This window comes from Sphingobium sp. TCM1, from assembly GCF_001650725.1.
Classification (GTDB): domain Bacteria; phylum Pseudomonadota; class Alphaproteobacteria; order Sphingomonadales; family Sphingomonadaceae; genus Sphingobium.
Genome location: NZ_LXVX01000012.1, coordinates 401720 through 414857 on the forward strand (window position 1 = coordinate 401720; position 13138 = coordinate 414857).

At 65.0% G+C, this 13138-nt stretch carries 14 protein-coding genes and 3 tRNA genes; 6 read left to right on the top strand and 11 right to left on the bottom strand.

Annotated elements, in window-relative coordinates; genetic code table 11:
* Positions 1-135: 135 nt before the first annotated feature.
* The 5 genes from A7Q26_RS10790 to aroA form a co-directional block, all read right to left on the bottom strand.
* Positions 136-221: transfer RNA gene (locus A7Q26_RS10790), tRNA-Leu, on the bottom strand.
* Positions 222-269: 48 nt separating this feature from the next.
* A complete protein-coding gene (locus tag A7Q26_RS10795; protein ID WP_066859364.1) occupies positions 270-572 on the bottom strand; it encodes an integration host factor subunit beta in 303 nt (100 codons plus the stop codon).
* 163 nt (positions 573-735) lie between these two features.
* On the bottom strand, positions 736-2448 hold the full coding sequence (gene rpsA / locus A7Q26_RS10800; protein ID WP_066859365.1) for a 30S ribosomal protein S1: 1713 nt from the start codon (positions 2446-2448) through the stop codon (positions 736-738).
* A gap of 175 nt (positions 2449-2623) precedes the next feature.
* A complete protein-coding gene (cmk, locus tag A7Q26_RS10805; RefSeq protein WP_066859366.1) occupies positions 2624-3253 on the bottom strand; it encodes a (d)CMP kinase in 630 nt (209 codons plus the stop codon).
* Entirely contained in the window at positions 3250-4590 is a 1341-nt protein-coding gene (gene aroA / locus A7Q26_RS10810) for a 3-phosphoshikimate 1-carboxyvinyltransferase (protein WP_066859367.1), read from the bottom strand. The genes cmk and aroA overlap by 4 nt, the downstream gene beginning before the upstream one ends.
* Before the next feature lie 149 nt (positions 4591-4739).
* Between aroA and A7Q26_RS10815 the strand changes: the two genes are divergently transcribed.
* The 3 genes from A7Q26_RS10815 (at position 4740) to A7Q26_RS10825 (ending at position 5491) form a co-directional block, all read left to right on the top strand.
* A complete protein-coding gene (locus A7Q26_RS10815; RefSeq protein ID WP_066859368.1) occupies positions 4740-5078 on the top strand; it encodes a TIGR02300 family protein in 339 nt (112 codons plus the stop codon).
* An 88-nt stretch (positions 5079-5166) separates the two neighbouring features.
* Positions 5167-5242: transfer RNA gene (locus A7Q26_RS10820), tRNA-Ala, on the top strand.
* Between the two features lie 173 nt (positions 5243-5415).
* Positions 5416-5491 (top strand) — tRNA-Ala (locus tag A7Q26_RS10825).
* 29 nt (positions 5492-5520) lie between these two features.
* Here A7Q26_RS10825 and A7Q26_RS10830 read toward each other — a convergent pair.
* On the bottom strand, positions 5521-6111 hold the full coding sequence (locus A7Q26_RS10830; RefSeq protein WP_325229675.1) for a potassium channel family protein: 591 nt from the start codon (positions 6109-6111) through the stop codon (positions 5521-5523).
* 57 nt (positions 6112-6168) lie between these two features.
* Positions 6169-8445, bottom strand: coding sequence for an ATP-dependent helicase (locus A7Q26_RS10835; protein ID WP_066859370.1), 2277 nt, complete (start codon positions 8443-8445; stop codon positions 6169-6171).
* A gap of 118 nt (positions 8446-8563) precedes the next feature.
* Here A7Q26_RS10835 and A7Q26_RS10840 point away from each other — a divergent pair, with 118 nt between their 5' ends.
* Together A7Q26_RS10840 and A7Q26_RS10845 are read left to right on the top strand one after the other, a co-directional pair.
* Positions 8564-8962, top strand: coding sequence for a GFA family protein (locus A7Q26_RS10840; RefSeq protein WP_066859371.1), 399 nt, complete (start codon positions 8564-8566; stop codon positions 8960-8962).
* A 136-nt stretch (positions 8963-9098) separates the two neighbouring features.
* Complete coding sequence (locus A7Q26_RS10845) at positions 9099-9590, top strand: Fe-S oxidoreductase (protein WP_066859372.1); 492 nt, start codon at positions 9099-9101, stop codon at positions 9588-9590.
* On the opposite strand, the gene A7Q26_RS10850 is transcribed toward A7Q26_RS10845, so the two are convergent.
* Entirely contained in the window at positions 9565-10026 is a 462-nt protein-coding gene (locus A7Q26_RS10850) for an Rrf2 family transcriptional regulator (RefSeq protein WP_066859373.1), read from the bottom strand. The two genes, A7Q26_RS10845 and A7Q26_RS10850, sit on opposite strands and share 26 nt — an antisense overlap.
* A 109-nt stretch (positions 10027-10135) precedes the next feature.
* On the opposite strand from A7Q26_RS10850, the gene A7Q26_RS10855 reads away from it, so the two are divergent.
* A complete protein-coding gene (locus A7Q26_RS10855; protein ID WP_066859374.1) occupies positions 10136-10582 on the top strand; it encodes a globin domain-containing protein in 447 nt (148 codons plus the stop codon).
* A gap of 14 nt (positions 10583-10596) precedes the next feature.
* Here A7Q26_RS10855 and A7Q26_RS10860 read toward each other — a convergent pair whose 3' ends face one another.
* The 3 genes from A7Q26_RS10860 to A7Q26_RS10870 are packed head-to-tail and all read right to left on the bottom strand — an operon-like array spanning position 10597 to position 13078.
* Positions 10597-11352: a class I SAM-dependent methyltransferase gene (locus A7Q26_RS10860; protein ID WP_066859375.1), complete on the bottom strand. Its 756-nt coding sequence runs from the start codon at positions 11350-11352 to the stop codon at positions 10597-10599.
* Between the two features lie 2 nt (positions 11353-11354).
* Positions 11355-11894, bottom strand: coding sequence for a 16S rRNA (guanine(966)-N(2))-methyltransferase RsmD (rsmD, locus tag A7Q26_RS10865; RefSeq protein ID WP_066859376.1), 540 nt, complete (start codon positions 11892-11894; stop codon positions 11355-11357).
* Positions 11891-13078: a pseudouridine synthase gene (locus tag A7Q26_RS10870; protein WP_066859506.1), complete on the bottom strand. Its 1188-nt coding sequence runs from the start codon at positions 13076-13078 to the stop codon at positions 11891-11893. Before A7Q26_RS10870 ends, rsmD begins: the two co-directional genes overlap by 4 nt.
* Between the last annotated feature and the right edge of the window lie 60 nt (positions 13079-13138).

Genomic DNA, 13138 nt, shown 5'->3' on the forward strand with positions numbered 1-13138 from the left:
AAAAGCCCGAATTTATCCGGGCGGGGCCGGGCTTCCACCCGCGGACTGACCTGTCGGAACAGTGCCGAAATAGACTGTAGGAACGGCTAGACCTCATCAAGGCAAAGCGCGCCGGAAAACCCAGTCGAATCAGGTTGGTGCGGACGGCGGGACTTGAACCCGCATTTCCAGGGGAAGGCGGATTTTAAGTCCGCTGCGTCTACCGATTTCGCCACGTCCGCCCGAAACCTTCAGGGCGGATTTCCCCCTGAAGGCTGGCGCGGGCGAGGTCAAGCCTCGGCAGCGGTTTCGCCGACGGCGTTCAGCCGTTCGCGCATTTCCTTGCCCGGCTTGAAATAGGGTACGCGCTTGGCGCAGACCGGCACCTGTTCGCCGGTACGCGGATTGCGGCCTGTGCGCGCTTCGCGGGCGCGCGTCGTGAAGGCGCCGAAGCCCCGCAATTCGACCCGCCCACCCGTGGCCAGTCGATCGACGATTTCCTTGAAGAAAAGGTCGACGATGCGCTCGACCTCCGGAACGGTCAGTTCCGGATTCTCTTCCGTCAGCTTCTGGATCAGTTCCGATCGGATCATTGCTCCACCAGCGCCCCTCTGCTGTTCCCCTCCTGCATTTCATAAAGCTTTTGCAAGAAGTTGGCAATTGGCTGGCGCAAGATCGTTTCGGATGGCCAAGAATGAGAAAAGCCCGCCGGAACCTGGGTTCCGGCGGGCTTTTCTGAGGTAATCCCTAAGGGGATCAGCCTTCGCTCTTGGCCTTGAGGGCTTCGCCCAGAATGTCGCCCAGCGACGCGCCGCTGTCCGACGAGCCATACTGAGCCACAGCCTGCTTCTCTTCGGCGATCTGCATCGCCTTGACCGAGAAGGTCGGCTTCTTGGCACGGTCGAAACCGGTCACCATGGCGTCGAACTTCTGGCCGATCTGGAAGCGCTCCGGACGCTGCTCGTCGCGGTCGCGGCCCAGGTCGCTGCGCTTGATGAAGCCGGCGGCGCCATCTTCGCCAGCCTGGACTTCCAGGCCGCCGTCGCGAACTTCCAGAACGGTCACTGTGACGATCGCGTTCTTGTTGAGACCGGCAGCGGCAGCGGCAGTGCCGCCAGCGGCAGGGCCGCCACGCTCAAGCTGCTTCATGCCGAGGCTGATGCGTTCCTTCTCGACGTCGATGTCGAGAACGACGGCCTGAACCGTCTCGCCCTTGCGGTGCAGCGCCAGCGCGTCTTCGCCCGAAATGCCCCAGGCGATGTCCGACATGTGGACCATGCCGTCGACGTCGCCGTCCAGACCGATGAACAGGCCGAATTCGGTCGCGTTCTTGACTTCGCCCTCGACGGTCGAGCCGATCGGGTGACGTTCGGCGAAGCTGTCCCAGGGGTTGTTCTGGGCCTGCTTGAGGCCGAGGCTGATGCGGCGCTTCTCGGGATCGACTTCCAGAACCAGAACTTCGACTTCCTGGCTGGTCGACACGATCTTGCCGGGGTGGACGTTCTTCTTGGTCCAGGACATTTCCGAAACGTGGACCAGACCCTCGATTCCGGCTTCCAGTTCGACGAACGCACCATATTCGGTGATGTTCGTGACGCGGCCCGACAGCTTGGCGCCAACGGGATACTTGGCCGATGCGCCTTCCCACGGATCGCTTTCCAGCTGCTTCATGCCGAGGCTGATGCGCTGGGTGTCGCGGTTGATGCGGATGATCTGGACACGGACGGTATCGCCGATGTTGATCATCTCGTTCGGGTGGTTGATGCGCTTGTACGACAGGTCGGTGACGTGCAGCAGGCCGTCGATGCCGCCCAGGTCAACGAACGCACCATAATCGGTGATGTTCTTGACGACGCCTTCGATGATCTGTCCTTCGGCCAGCGTCTGGATGAGGCCGCTGCGCTGTTCGGCGCGGGTTTCTTCCAGGATGGCGCGGCGCGACACGACGATGTTGCCGCGGCGGCGATCCATCTTGAGGATCTGGAAGGGCTGCGGAATGTCCATCAGCGGGGTGACATCGCGCACGGGGCGGATGTCGACCTGCGAACCGGGGAGGAACGCGACAGCGCCGTCCAGATCGACGGTGAAGCCACCCTTGACGCGGCCGAAGATGACGCCTTCGACGCGGGCGCTCTCGGTGAACTCGGCTTCCAGCTTGTCCCAGGCGGCTTCGCGGCGGGCGCGGTCACGCGACAGCATGGCTTCGCCATGGGCGTTTTCGACGCGGTCGACATAGACTTCGACTTCGTCGCCGACCTTCAGGTCGGCCTTCTGGCCGGGCATCGCGAATTCGCGCAGCGGCACGCGGCCTTCCGACTTCAGGCCGACGTCGATGACGGCGAGGTCGTTTTCGATGGCGGTAACGGTGCCCTTGACGACGCGGCCTTCGAAGCCGCCGTCCTCGCCACCGAGAGAATCATTGAGCAGCGCGGCGAAATCGTCGCGCGAGGGGAATGCCACAGAGGCCATTATATAGTCCTTCACTCGTCATTGCTGGCCAATCGGTTGTATCCGATGGTCTTTGGCCAAACCACGCGCAGGGCCGAATACCCTGAACGTATCCAAGGAGTTGGGCGTTGGAACGCTCGGCCATGAAAAGCGAAAAGGGCGCCCGGAATATCCGCGCGCCTTATCGGGTCACGCCTCAGGGGCGACCTTCAAGCTGGGCGTCCACAAGCGCGATGGCCCGCTGGACGGCGGCGTCTATAGTCAAATCCGACGTATCTAGCAAGTCCGCGCCGTCGGCGACCTTCAGGGGGGCATGGTCGCGACTCATGTCGCGGGTGTCGCGGGCCTGGATGTCCGCGATCAGGCTGTCCATGTCGGGGTGGCCGCCATGGGCCAGGGCATCCTTGTAGCGCCGCTGCGCGCGGACATGGACGCTGGCGGTGACGAATATCTTGGCGTCGGCATCGGGGGCGATCACCGTGCCGATGTCGCGCCCGTCCAGGATGGCGCCGCCCGGCTGCGTGGCGAAGTCACGCTGACGCTGGACCAGCGCGTCACGCACGCTCTGGTGGACGGACACGCGCGAGGCGAGGCTGCCCACGGCCTCGCTGCGCAGCGCCATATCGCTCAGGATCGCGTCGCCGAAGTCGCACGCGGCCAGCGCGTCGGCTTCAAGGTCCGGGTCGCCGCCCTGCTTCAGGACCGACAGACCGACCGCGCGGTAGAGCAGGCCCGTGTCGAGCACCGGCAGTCCGTAATGCCGCCCCAGTTCCTTGGCGATCGTGCCCTTGCCCGAAGCGGCCGGGCCATCCACGGCGATGATCATGCGATGGCTCCGAGCGACTGGAGCAGCGGCAGGAAGGTCGGGAAGCTGGTCGCCACCGGGCGCATGTCGTCGATGGTAACGCCATCCTTCGATACTAGGCCGGCGACGGCGAAGCTCATGGCAATGCGATGGTCCAGCTTCGTCGCGATCGGGCCGCCCCCGGCCAGCGCCGCGCCGCCGCTGCCCTCGATGATGAGGCCATCCTCCAGTTCCTCCACGCGGACGCCAATGGTGCGCAGCCCCTCGGCCATCGTTGCGATGCGATCGGATTCCTTGACTCGCAATTCTTCCAGGCCGCGGAAGATGCTGCGGCCTTCGGCGAGGGCGGCGGCGATGAAGGCGACGGGATATTCGTCGATCATGCTGGGCGCGCGGGCCGGATCGGGTTCTATGCCCCTGAGCGCCGATGCGGTGACGATCAGGTCGCCGACCGGCTCGCCGCCGACCTCGCGGGCGTTCACGACCTCGATCGATCCGCCCATCTCGCGCAGCAGGTCGATGAGGCCGGCGCGTGTCGCATTGAGGCCGACATTGGCGATCGTCACCCGCGAACCCGGCACCAGCAAGGCCGCGACCATGGGGAATGCGGCGGAAGAGGGGTCGCCCGGCACGACAATCTGCTGGGGCTTCAATTCTGCTTCGCCGACCAGCGTGATGATACGCGTGCCGTCCGCCTCGACCTCGACATCGATGTCCGCGCCAAAGCCCTTTAGCATACGCTCGCTATGATCGCGGGTCGGGATCGGCTCGATGACGCGGGTTATGCCCGGCGTATTGAGGCCGGCGAGCAGGATCGCGGACTTCACCTGGGCCGACGCGACGGGCAGGCGATAGTCGAGCGGCACGGCCGGGCAGGCGCCCTTCATGGTGAGCGGCAGGCGTTCACCGGGGCTGGTGGTGAAGCTGGCGCCCATGCGTGAGAGCGGCTCCGTCACGCGGGCCATCGGGCGCTTGCTGAGCGACGCGTCCCCGATGAAAGTGGCGGTCAGGTCATGGCTGGCGAGCAGCCCCATCAGCAGGCGGGTCGAGGTGCCGCTATTGCCCATGTCGATCGCGGTCTGCGGCTGGAGCAGGCCGCCGACTCCGACGCCATGGATATGCCAGATGCCGTCGTCGTCGCGCTGAATGTCCGCGCCCATGGCGCGCATGGCGGCGGCCGTGGCCAGCACGTCCTCGCCTTCCAGCAGCCCTTCCACCCGGCTTTCGCCAACGGCGAGAGCCGACAGCATCAGCGATCGGTGGGAAATGCTCTTGTCCCCCGGTACGGTGACGCTTCCGGACAGGGGCGGCGCGGCGGTGAAGGTGCGGGGGGCGGGCTGTTCGTCATGCTGGGTCACTGGGGGGTATCCGATGTCTTGGAACCGAAAAAATGCGAGCGGCTTTTGACAGCGCGGTTTCGCTATGGCAAGGCGCCCGACGTTTCGCGGGCGACATCCGTCGCGCCGCGTGATTTCTGTTTGAGCATCGAAGAAGGAACAGGCCGGACATGGTGAAGGCTGAATGGGGCACGAAGCGGACCTGCCCGAAATGCGCGACTCGCTTCTACGACCTGGGCAAGGATGACCCGGTGAACTGCATCAACTGCAACACCGCCTGGGAACCGGAACCGGTGCTGAAGTCGAAGCAGCCGCTGCCTTATGAGGAAGTTGCGCCCAAGAAGGTCATCGAGACCGCCGATGGCGAGCTGGAGACCGCCGACGACGATCTGGACATCGATCTGGACGTCGATGACGATGGCGATTCGCCGGACAATGACGTCGATCTGGGCGGTGACGACGACCTGGGCGTCGACGCTGCCGGCGACGATAATGACGACGACAATTAATTGAATTTTGTGCTTGCCAACGGGGTCGCCTGACCCTAGAGGCAGCGACCTCCGAAGCGCCGGACCCAAACGGCGCTTCACTGGTGACGGGGCCTTAGCTCAGCTGGGAGAGCGCCTGCATGGCATGCAGGAGGTCAGCGGTTCGATCCCGCTAGGCTCCACCAGTGTTTCGGAGGCAGAAAATGTCCGGGGGACATTTTCCCGAAAAACTCCCGAGCGTAAAGCAAGGGCTTGAGGTTGTGAAAGGCCTCCGCCCGGCATCGCGAGGGACAGTATAATCGGCCGACGGTCTTGACCGGACATGGCCTGACCATATAGCGGCCGATGCCGCTACGATGGGGCCTTAGCTCAGCTGGGAGAGCGCCTGCATGGCATGCAGGAGGTCAGCGGTTCGATCCCGCTAGGCTCCACCATTTTCCAATCTGCGCTGTCGCCTGCCGGCTCAGCCTTTCTCAGGCTCTGCCGAGCGCCTTTCTGCCTTCTCGCTATGGGTGGCGTCGGATAGGTCGGCTGGGGGTCGCGCATGGTCGCTTTCCAACTGGCGTTCCAGCAGCTTCATCCGGTCGACGATCGAAAAGAAGAAGGCTGTGGACCAGCCGATCAGGATGATGCCGCTGGCCCCCTCGATCGAGCCCAGGATCCGCATTCCCGGCGGCAGAACGACGTCGCCATAGCCGATCGTGACATAGGTCGAGGTCGAGAAGTAAATGGCGTGTTCGAAGTCGGCAAAAGCCGCCAGCCACTGATACACGCCCGCCCATATCCAGATCTCGATCGAATGAAGCGCAAAAAGGCCGAAGGCCGCCACCAGGATTGCGGCTGCATTATGGACAATGACCAGCAGACGGCGTGACGCACGACGATAACGACTGAGGACGGCAAGAAGCAGAGCCAGGCCAATCAGATGTACCACGACTGTCGTGGCTACGACGAATGTGGCGGCGAGGAGCTGTTGCGCGAGCGTCATCGCATCACATTGTGCTGGGCTTCCGTCCTGTCCACAAGCGCCATTGCGGGCCTTGGGTTCGATCACCGGCCGGCATCTCATATGCAGCGACGCGGGCGTTCTCAGACAATGGCGGGCACGGCGTCAAGCCAGTGACACGAAACTGTCCATCACCCTTTTCCGCCCGGCCGTCTCGAAATCGATCTCCAGCTTGTTGCCCTCGATCTCCGCAACGGTGCCATAGCCGAATTTCTGGTGAAACACGCGCAGGCCCACGCTCATGTCGCTGCGTCCCTTGTTGCCCAGCGACACTGCGGACGCACGCGCCTCAACGATTCGCACCGGCTCGCGGCTGAACTGGCCGGACGATTGCGCCCGCTGCCAGCCCGGCCCGCGCCCGCTGCCCCTCGCGACATTGGCGAAAGGATCGTCGCGTTCCGACCAGTTGGCGCGCCACAGCGACGCGCCGCCCGACATGCTGCTTTCTTCCTCCACATGCTCGGGCGGCAATTCGCCGACGAAGCGCGACGGGATGCTGCTGGTCCACTGGCCGTAGATGCGGCGGTTGGCGGCATGAATGATGGTGCAGCGCCGACGCGCCCGCGTGATCGCCACATAGGCGAGCCGCCGTTCCTCCTCCAGGCTGTTCTGCCCGCCTTCGTCCAGCGCTCGCTGCGATGGGAACACGCCTTCCTCCCAGCCGACCAGGAATGTGGTGTCGAACTCCAGGCCCTTGGCGGCGTGGATGGTCATGATGGTGACCTTGCGCTCATCCGCCTGCGCTTCATTGTCCATGACGAGGCTGACATGCTCCAGAAAGGCGCCCAGCGTCTCATATTCCTCCATCGCGCGCGCGAGTTCGGAGAGATTTTCTAGCCGCCCGGCGCTTTCGGTGGTGCGCTCCGCCTGCAACATCGCGGTATAGCCGCTTTCGTCCAATATCTGCCGCGCCAGTTCGGCATGAGGCAATTGCGCCGCCCGATCGCGCCAGCGGGCGAGATCGGCGATAAACGCGCCCAGCGAACGGCGCGCCTGCGGCGTCAGTTCGTCAGTGTCTAGGATGCGTGCAGCGGCGAGAGCGAGGGGGATGCCCTGCGCCCGCGCGAGTCGGTGCAGCTTCTCCACTGCCTTGTCGCCCAGGCCACGCTTCGGCACGTTGACGATCCGCTCGAACGCCAGGTCGTCGGCAGGCTGGTTGACCAGCCGCAGATAGGCGAGGGCGTCTCGGATTTCCGCGCGCTCGTAAAAGCGGAAGCCGCCGACGATGCGATAGGGCAAGCCGATCTGGATGAAGCGGTCTTCGAACTCGCGGGTCTGATGCTGGGCCCGGACCAGGATCGCGACCTCGTCCAGCGACCCGCCGCCGCGTTGGACCGCCTCAATCTCCTCACCGACCCGCCGGGCTTCCTCCGGCCCGTCCCATACGCCTATCACCCGCACCTTCTCGCCGACATCTATGTCGGTCCAGAGCGTCTTGCCCAGGCGATTGCCATTTTCCGCGATGACGCCGGACGCCGCGCCCAATATGTGGGGCGTGGAGCGATAATTCTGTTCCAGCCTGATGATCGTCGCGCCCGGAAAATCCTTTTCGAACCGCAGGATATTGGCGACCTCGGCTCCGCGCCACGAATAGATGGACTGATCGTCGTCGCCCACGCAGCAGATATTCTTGCGGGTCTGGGCCAGCAGCCGCAGCCATAGATATTGGCTGGAGTTGGTGTCCTGATATTCGTCAACCATGATATAGCGGAATTTCTGCTGATATTGCTCCAGCACGTCGCGATGCTTCTTCAAAATCGTCAGAACATGCAACAGCAAGTCACCGAAATCGCACGCATTTACGTCGCGCAACCGCGCCTGATAGGCCGCGTAGAGCTTCTGCCCCTTACCATGGGCATAGCCCTCGCTCTCGCCCGCGCCGACATCATCGGGCGTCCAGCCCTTGTTCTTCCACTGGTCGATAAGCCCGCCCAGCTGCCGTGCGGGCCAGCGCTTCTCGTCGATCCCCTCCGCCTGGATCAGCTGCTTCATCAGCCGCAACTGGTCGTCGGTATCGAGAATGGTGAAATTCGATTGCAGTCCGACCAGTTCAGCGTGGCGCCGCAGCATCTTGGCGGCGATGGCGTGGAAGGTGCCGAGCCAGGGCATCCCCTCCACCGCATCGCCGATCATCGCGCCGACGCGCACGCGCATCTCCCGCGCCGCCTTGTTGGTGAAGGTAACAGCCAGGATTTCCGACGGCCAGGCGCGGCGCGTGGCGATCAGATGGGCGAGCCGCGCGGTCAGCGCCGCGGTCTTGCCCGTGCCTGCGCCGGCCAGCACCAGTACCGGGCCTTCCGTGGTCAGCACGGCTTCCCGCTGGGGTTCGTTCAGCCCCTTGAGATAGGGCGGGTCGTTGGGAGTGGGGGCTGGCAGCATCATCTTCGATCAACTAGGGACAGGGGGAAGGTTGAGCAAGGGGTACGGCCTTGACGCGTGCCCTTGCCGTGGGGGCCTTTCTATGAGAACAAAAGGCGAATCACGCAAGGAGGGACGAGCCATGGTTTCGGGTAAATGCCAGTGCGGCGCGATCCGCTACGAAGCCGAGGGCGACCCCGCCTACAGCGCAATCTGTCATTGCGCCGACTGCCGCGCCAGCGCCGGCGCGCCGATGGTTGGCTGGGCGCTGTTTCCGGAGGAGAAGGTGAAGATCAGCGGCGATCCGGTGCGCTACCAGTCTTCGCAAAACGCGACCCGCCATTTCTGCGGGGTTTGCGGAACGGGGCTGTTCTACACCAATCCCGTCATCTTCCCCGGATCGATCGACATCCAGACCGCGACGCTGGACGATCCCGCCGCGCTACCGCCGCAGGCGCATGTGCAAATGGCGGAAGCGGCACCCTGGATGGACAAGGCCCATGATCTTCCCAAGTTCGACCGTTATCCCGAAGGGGACTGAACGCGCGAAGAAAGGTCGTCCGGCGCGCATCCGGCACATCTGGTCGTCGGCGTAAGGAACGTCCAACCCATCCTGCCGGTTCTTTCGCTGCCCGATCGGGCGAACGGGGCGAAGAACATAGGAAAGGATGATCCCGATGAAAAAGATTCTGCTGGCGGGCGCGGCCCTGCTGAGTTTCACCACCTTGTCCGGAATCGCGGTCGCGCAGGAGACGCCCGCGCCGAGCAGCCAGCCTCCCGGTGACGCCATGACACCGCCCGCTGATCCCGCAACGCCCACGATGCCACCCCCGGCCGCCGATCCAGCAATGCCGCCGCCGGCGGCCGATCCAGCCATGCCGGCCACACCGGCTGAACCTGCCATGCCGCCGTCGCCGCCTGCTGGTGCCGATCCCAATGCAGGACTGCCCACCGGCGCTGTTCCCGCCGATCCCGGAATGACGCCGGCGCCCGCCGAGGTGCCTAAAGACCCGGCCGCGCCAGTCGGCTCCTCCTCGAATCCTGTGACGGTGGGCGGCAACATGACACCGCCCCCGAGCGAGGCGAAGGACTATCCGGTCTGTTCGCGCGCAGTGCAGGACAGCTGTATCAATCCCGGCGAGGTCAGGAAGGGACGCAAGCCTCGCTGACGCCTGGCGCAGGGGCGGGCAGGGCGGCAATCAACGCCGCCAGCCGGCCCCGGTCCCTCGCAGCATCGGTCAGGCTGTAACGATCGAGAACAGAGAGAAAGGCGTTCGTCGCTTCGGTCAGAACGCCTGACAGGCCGCAGGCCGGGCGGATTGCGCAAGCCGCGCAATCCGCCATTTTCATGTCCGGCTCGCTGTGCCGTACCACCGCGCCGATGCGGATGTGCGCCGGTGGACGCGCCAGGGTAAAGCCGCCGCCGCGCCCGCGCTGGGTTTCGATGAAGCCGCCCTGCGCCAGATGATGAACGACCTTCATCAGATGATTGCGCGACAGGCCATAGGCCGTCGCGATTTCCGGGATCGTCGCGCGACCGGTCGGAACGACGGTCAGGTGGAGCAGCACGCGCAGCGCATAATCGGTGTGGCGGGTCAGCTGCATCGCTGTTCTCGATAGGGGCGCAACAGGCGCCTTGAAACATGTAACACATTTACATCTTATAACATGTATTGTAAATGCACCTTATCGACTCTGGAGAAAGGTCCATCAGGTGTCCAATTCGCTGTCTGCCGAAACCATCGCCATCGTGAAATCCACCGGTCCTGCGCTGCGCCAGCACGGCGTCGCGATCACCACCGCCATGTATTCCCGCCTGTTCCAGGACGAGGAGGTAAAGGCCATGTTCGACCAGGCGGCGCAGGAAAGCGGCGAGCAGCCGCGGCGACTGGCGGCGGCGATCCTGGGCTATGCCGAGAATATCGACAAGCTGGAGGCGCTGGGCGGTGCGGTCTCGCGGATGGTAGCCCGCCATGTCGACACCGGGGTGAAACCGGAACATTATCCGAAGGTCGCCGCAGCGCTGCTGCCCGCGATCCGCGAGGTGCTGGGTAACGACGTCGCCACCGATGCAGTCCTGGCGGCCTGGGCGGAGGCCTATCAGTTCCTGGCCGATATCCTGATCGCCAAGGAGGAAGAGGCCTACGCGGCCGCGGCCTGAACCGGTGGGGCGGACTAAAGCCGCCCCACCCGCACGCTGATCGGCCACAGGATAGCGCGCGTCTGATCGGGATCGCCCCATAATGCGGTCAGCTCGGCCGCGAAATCCGCCAGTCGCTGCGCCTGCCCGGCGTCGCGCGCCCGGCGGACAGCCGACCATGTGCCGACATAGCCGAGCAACTGACGCGCGCTCCATTCACGGTGGATCGCCATTGGCGACACGACGATGGGCGCGAAGGGAAAGTCCATGTCGGCATAGCCATTTTCGACCATGTGGCGTTCGGGCGGCCAATAGGGGCCTATATCCTCATCATGAAAGCGGGCCAGCCGGTCGTTGATCGGTCCGGGGTCGAGCCGGACGACCCCATAGCTCACCAGGGCGATGACCGCGCCCCTGGACGCGACGCGCCGTGCCTCCCCGTAGAAGGCCGGAAGGTCGAACCAGTGTGCCGCCTGCGCCGCGGTGATCAGGCCGGCGGATCCGTCCGCGACGGGCAGCGCTTCGGCAGGGCCGCAGCGATAGACGATCCGTGGATCAGGCGCAGCATGGGCGATCTGGTCGGCGCTGGGATCGACGCCGACGACCGTCTCGAAATGGTCGGCGAGATGGCGGGTGAACTGACCATTGCCGCATCCGACATCGACCGCAAGTCGGCGGTCAGGCGCAAGCGCCGCCAGCACGGCCGCCAGATCATCGGGATAGCCGGGACGATAGAGCAGGTAGCTGGCGCCGCCCTGGTCGAACCAGTTGGGCGCACGCTCCGCCATCATGCTCAGTCCTCGGCGCGCAGCAAGGTAAGTCGCGCCTTGCCCACGTCGCGCACGGCGTCGATGGCGAACCCCTTGACCTCGACATCCTCCCGCCGGTCAGTCTCGATGCTGACCCAGGTCGCGCTGCCCGTCCAGCCGAGCCGCGCCAGCTTGTCGAGCGCCACCTGCCCCGCGCCCGTATTATAGGGCGGGTCCATGAAGATGAGGTCGAGCGGCCTGGCTGCCGGCCCAAGTGACATGACGCTGCCGGACCGGATGTCGGGACGGACACCGAACTTCTCGCCATTGGCGCGGATCACGTCCAGCGCCGCCTTGTCCTGCTCCACGAACAGGCAGGAGGCCGCGCCGCGCGACAGCGCCTCATATCCCAGTGCGCCGGAGCCTGCGAAAAAGTCGCCCACCGCCAGACCCTCGAACGATCCGATCCGGCTAGTCAGCATGGAAAAGAGCGTCTCGCGGGTACGGTCGGCGGTCGGGCGCGTGGCATCGCCCTTGGGCGCAGTCAGCGGCCGACCGCGCCATTGGCCGGAAATGATCCTCATTTCGTGTCGGCTTTCAGACTGTTGCGGAACTGGATCAGGTCGTGCTGGCGTACCTCCTCGACAGCGCCGACCGGCAGCTCGCCCAGGTGGAAGGGGCCATAGCTGGTGCGGATCAGGCGATTGACCTTGAGATCGAGATGCTCGAGCACGCGGCGGACTTCCCGGTTCTTGCCTTCGGTCAGGGCCATTTCGATCCACTGATTGCGACCCGTGCGCCGTTCCAGATTGGCTTCGATCTGGCCATAGCGGATGCCGTCTATCTCCAGCCCGTCGAACAGATCCTCCAGTTGCTGCTGGCTGACTTCACCGAAAGCGCGCGCCCGATATGTGCGCGGCACGCCCGTCGAGGGCAATTCCATCTGGCGCTTGAAACCACCATCGGTGGTCAGCAGCAGAAGCCCTTCGGTATTCATGTCGAGCCGGCCGATCGGCATCAGGCGCGGCAGGCCAGCGGGCAGGCGGTCGTAAATGGTTGGCCGTCCGGCCGGATCGCGCTCGGTCGTAAGACAGCCGACCGGCTTGTGGAAGAGGAAGAGGCGCGCGGGCGGCGGCGCGGCGACGGCGATCCCATCGACCGTAACGCCGTGCAGCGAGGTGAGCAGGGTGGCGGGCGTATCGAGCAGGACGCCGTCCTTCGCGATCCGTCCTTCTTCGATCATCCGCTCGATTTCCCGGCGGGAGGCGATGCCGGCGCGAGCCAGCAGCTTGGCGATGCGCTGCGGCTCGCCCTTGCCGTCCGAAGCGGCTGCGTGGGCCGGGTGCGGATTGGCGGGGCGGGCGGGCGCTGGCTTCTTTGCCCCCGGCTTGCGTGGCGAATAGGGTTTGCGGGTCTCCGTCCGCTGTCGTTCGGGCCGGCTCCGCTCCGCGCGGGGACGATCGGTGCGGTCGCCTTCGCTCAGATTGGCGGGGCTGTCCTGTGGCGCCGCGCGACGACGCGAGGGGGCCGCCGCGCGTGGGGCATCTACGCGCGCCCTGTCCGGACGGGGGCGATCCGCGCGAGGGCGCTCTGTCCGATCGCCTTTGCCACGATCGGCGCGGGGTCTTGCATCGTCGTCCTTCAGCGAAGTGGCGCGTGAGGTGGGCGCGGCCGGGCGCTTGCCCGTCGGCCGATCGGGACCGCCGGGACGTTTCGGCCCGCCAGGGCCTGCCCGGCGGGGAGGTCCGGATTTTTTCGGCGGTGACACGGGCAGTTCCTTTTCTTGCGCACTGGCCATTCCCATATGGGCGAAAGCCAGCAACAGGCT

Bases quoted from the DNA above. Each gene is read 5' to 3' on its own strand.
- A7Q26_RS10795 (WP_066859364.1), bottom strand. From the start codon at position 572: ATGATCCGATCGGAACTGATCCAGAAGCTGACGGAAGAGAATCCGGAA.
- rpsA (WP_066859365.1), bottom strand. From the start codon at position 2,448: ATGGCCTCTGTGGCATTCCCCTCGCGCGACGATTTCGCCGCGCTGCTC.
- cmk (WP_066859366.1), bottom strand. From the start codon at position 3,253: ATGATCATCGCCGTGGATGGCCCGGCCGCTTCGGGCAAGGGCACGATC.
- A7Q26_RS10815 (WP_066859368.1), top strand. From the start codon at position 4,740: ATGGTGAAGGCTGAATGGGGCACGAAGCGGACCTGCCCGAAATGCGCG.
- A7Q26_RS10835 (WP_066859370.1), bottom strand. From the start codon at position 8,445: ATGATGCTGCCAGCCCCCACTCCCAACGACCCGCCCTATCTCAAGGGG.
- A7Q26_RS10840 (WP_066859371.1), top strand. From the start codon at position 8,564: ATGGTTTCGGGTAAATGCCAGTGCGGCGCGATCCGCTACGAAGCCGAG.
- A7Q26_RS10845 (WP_066859372.1), top strand. From the start codon at position 9,099: ATGAAAAAGATTCTGCTGGCGGGCGCGGCCCTGCTGAGTTTCACCACC.
- A7Q26_RS10850 (WP_066859373.1), bottom strand. From the start codon at position 10,026: ATGCAGCTGACCCGCCACACCGATTATGCGCTGCGCGTGCTGCTCCAC.
- A7Q26_RS10860 (WP_066859375.1), bottom strand. From the start codon at position 11,352: ATGATGGCGGAGCGTGCGCCCAACTGGTTCGACCAGGGCGGCGCCAGC.
- rsmD (WP_066859376.1), bottom strand. From the start codon at position 11,894: ATGAGGATCATTTCCGGCCAATGGCGCGGTCGGCCGCTGACTGCGCCC.